The 3599-nt window shown below is 42.5% G+C and carries 2 protein-coding genes and 2 pseudogenes; all 4 read left to right on the top strand.

The window, feature by feature from the left end; genetic code table 11:
- A pseudogene (locus tag K8S13_RS14180) lies at positions 1–649 on the top strand (hypothetical protein); the annotation flags it as partial.
- A 43-nt stretch (positions 650–692) separates the two neighbouring features.
- Complete coding sequence (locus K8S13_RS14175) at positions 693–2066, top strand: PFL family protein (protein WP_291463424.1); 1374 nt, start codon at positions 693–695, stop codon at positions 2064–2066.
- Positions 2067–2071: 5 nt separating this feature from the next.
- Positions 2072–3241 (top strand): MFS transporter, encoded by a 1170-nt coding sequence (locus tag K8S13_RS14170; protein ID WP_291463423.1) that lies wholly within the window; start codon positions 2072–2074, stop codon positions 3239–3241.
- Position 3242: 1 nt separating this feature from the next.
- Positions 3243–3599 (top strand): annotated as a pseudogene (locus tag K8S13_RS14165) (radical SAM protein); the annotation flags it as partial.

Genomic DNA, 3599 nt, shown 5'->3' with positions numbered 1-3599 from the left:
CAGCACACCCATAAACTATCAAACCAATGAAGCAAACCAGTACGCTGTGATTACCAATCAGGATAATGTACCTCCCGATGAAAATTTAACCTATGATGAAGATGGGAATCTGACCTCATCATCCAACGGCAAACAATATGCTTACAATGCAGAGAACCGTTTAATCCTAATTGCCCCGCAATACCCTGAAGATGACAACACCAGGGTGGAGTTTGCATACGATTACATGGGCCGAAGAATACAAAAGAAAGTCTTTACCTTGAATGCCGGCACCTGGGAAAATGCATCTGAAACACTGTTTGTGTATGATAATTGGAATCTGATAAAAGAAATAACAATCCCATACAGTTCAGATACCACAAACCAGTATTACATCCGGGGACAGGATTTAAGTCAATCCATCCACAAAGCCGGGGGTGTCAACGGATTATTGGCAGCCATCAAACAAGAAACACTTGACCCTACCGGTGATTTTGACCTTGACCTTCACGTCGACGGCTCACATTCCACACCCTTAATGCAAAAAGTGAACTATTTTATTAAAATAGCCAGATATCTATTTAGAATATTGATCAATAAACTGCATAATTTGATCCTTTGGCATTGTTATATTACAGAAATCACTATATTATTGCCTGGCAATTATTAAAACCTTTTTTGGTTCTGGCTTATCCAGGTTAGGAATAAATTTAATGTTTGATGATCATGAAATTATATCGACCATAGAAATGGTAAGAAATGAAAACCTGGATGTCCGTGCAGTTACTCTGGGGATTAACCTGTTTGATTGTATCAGTCACGACCTTGAAATATTTAAAAAAAATATCAGGACAAAAATTATAAAGCAAGCCGAAAATCTTGTGGAAACCTGTGATGCAGTCGGTGAAAAATATGGAATAAAAATCGTTAACAAACGGATTTCAATCAGTCCCATCGCTCTTGTTGGCGCCTGTTTTTCTTCGGATCAGATGGTTGAAATCGCCCATGAACTCAATGATATTGCCAAGCGGGTCAATATTGATTTTATCGGCGGATTTTCAGCCCTCGTAGAAAAAGGAATTGCCACAGGAGACCAGGCCCTCATTGATGCGCTGCCAAAAGCCCTTGCCCGGACCGAAAGAGTTTGTGCATCTGTAAATGTGGCCACCACCCGATCAGGCATTAATATGGACGCAGTTCTTGCAATGGCCAAAGTTATAAAAAAAGCTGCTGAACTTACTTCTGATGAAGACGGACTGGCCTGTGCTAAGTTGTGTGTATTTTCCAACATTCCACAGGATATGCCGTTTATGGCGGGCGCCTATCTGGGTGTCGGTGTTGCTGATGCTGTCATTAATGTGGGGGTTTCCGGGCCCGGTGTGGTTAAAAGAGCCATTGAAAAAAACCTTGAGGGCCAGCCGGATCTGACCCTTGGAAAGATTGCTGAAGTTATCAAAAAAACTGCCTGTAAGGTCACCAGGGTCGGTGAACTCATCGGACGGGAAGTCGCTCGAAACCTTGATATTAAATTTGGTGTGGTGGATCTGTCTCTGGCACCAACGCCGACCGTGGGTGATTCCATCGGTGAAATCTTCCAGGCAATGGGATTGACAAGCATTGGAGTTCCGGGCTCCACGGCAGCCCTTGCCATGCTCAACGATGCCGTTAAAAAAGGCGGTGCCTTTGCAAGCTCCCATGTCGGCGGGTTAAGCGGTGCCTTTATCCCTGTCAGTGAAGACTTGAATATTGCCAATGCGGCAGATAAGGGATTTCTTTCCTTTGAAAAGCTGGAAGCAATGACCTGTGTCTGCTCTGTCGGGCTTGATATGGTGCCTATCCCGGGTGACATTACGGTAGAATGCCTTGCCGGCATTATTGCAGATGAAATGGCCATTGGCATGATCAACTCAAAAACCACTGCCACGAGACTCATCCCTGTCCCAGGCAAAAAAGCCGGGGACAAGGTTTATTTTGGCGGTCTTTTAGGCGAAGCAAAAGTCATGAATGTTCCCAATTCTTCCCTTTGCGATCAATTTGTTAAATATAGCGGTCGAATTCCAGCCCCCATCCACAGTATGAAAAATTAACCCTCATGACGCAACATAAATCTTACGACAACACGGTTAATTACGGAATTATTTTTGTTTTAACTCTTGTTCATTTTACCGGTGATTTTTACTCCTCTTTTTTTACGCCATTACTACCCGCTTTTGTTGACAAACTCGGGTTAACCCTTGCCCAGGTTGGACTCATTACCGGAATGGTAAGATTTCTTTCCTTTATAGTACAGCCGGTGATCGGCTATCTTGCAGACCGGTATGAAACAAGAAGTTTTATTTTTGCAGGACTTTTTTTAGCTTTTTTCTTTATTCCTTTTTCAGGAATTGCACCCAATTTTTGGACCTTGCTTATTGTTCTGTGCCTTGGTTCCATTGGATCATCCATGTTTCACCCCTCCACCACCGGAATGGTGCCGCTCTATTCCGGCAACCGTGCCGGATTTTGCCTGTCCATTTATAATACAGGCGGAACCTTTGCCTTTGCATTGGGTCCTGTATTTATCACCTGGTATGTGGCCGGATTTGGACTTGAACAAATGCCCTATACCATTGCCTTTGGTGCTATTGCCTTTATCTTCTGTATTAAATATTTACCGGTTCCCGTCAGTGAAAACCTTTCCCATCTTGGATTTTTTGGATCCCTTAAAGAAACGCTTGGCAAAGTCTATAAATCTATTTTCCTGATCTGGCTTGTGATGGTTCTTCGGGCGGTTACAGGACAAACCTTTATGACTTTTATGCCCATATATCTTACGGATAAAGGCCATAGCCTTGTTTCTGTGGGACTAATAGTCTCTCTTTTTATTCTGGCAGGCACCTTTAGTGGTCTTCTGGCAGGTTATCTTGCTGACAAAACAGACTTTAAAAAAATCTTTTTTGTCAGCCATGCTTTTATGGCCCCTGCCCTTATATTATATCTCTATCTTCCCGGGCCGTTTGTTTATCTGGGATCTTTTGTTGCCGGATTTTCTGTTTTGGCGTCACTTCCCCTTGGCGTGGTCATGGCTCAAAAATTAGCCCCAAAATCCAGAGCCATGGTATCCAGCCTCATGATGGGATTTGCCTATGGCCTGGGAGGTGCCGTATCACCTCTTGTGGGAAAGCTTGCCGATATTTATGGTCTTGAAAATATTCTTTTTTATTCAGCCTTCATCCCCATTGTCACCTTGCTGCCCATCATGAGATTTCCAAAGGTTAATTAAAATGAATGGTTCAAAGGTTGTTCTGGTCCAACCGCCCATAGAAGATTTTTATCTGACAAAAAAAAGAACCATTCCCTATGGCCTTGCCACCATTGCTGCATGCATACAAAAAAAAGACTTTCATGTTGAAATCCTTGATGCCCTTGCAACAAATAAATCTAAAACAATTGCTTATCCTGAAGAATTTTCTCATCTTAAAGTATTTTATGGTAAAAGCGATGTCACGGCTTTTTCCCTTTTTTATGCATTTAAACAATTTGGATACAGCTATGAATATCTCGGAAAAAAAATACGAGATAAAGAACCCTTTGTTGTGGGCGTATCCTCCTTGTTTACGGCTTATTATAATGAAGCCTTT

The organism is Desulfobacula sp. (assembly GCF_021107415.1).
The sequence above is the reverse complement of the archived record's forward strand: the minus strand, read 5'-3'. Positions and strand labels throughout refer to the sequence as shown.

Excerpts from the sequence above, each read along its gene's own strand:
- K8S13_RS14175 (WP_291463424.1), top strand. The coding sequence starts at position 693 with ATGTTTGATGATCATGAAATTATATCGACCATAGAAATGGTAAGAAAT.
- K8S13_RS14170 (WP_291463423.1), top strand. The coding sequence starts at position 2,072 with ATGACGCAACATAAATCTTACGACAACACGGTTAATTACGGAATTATT.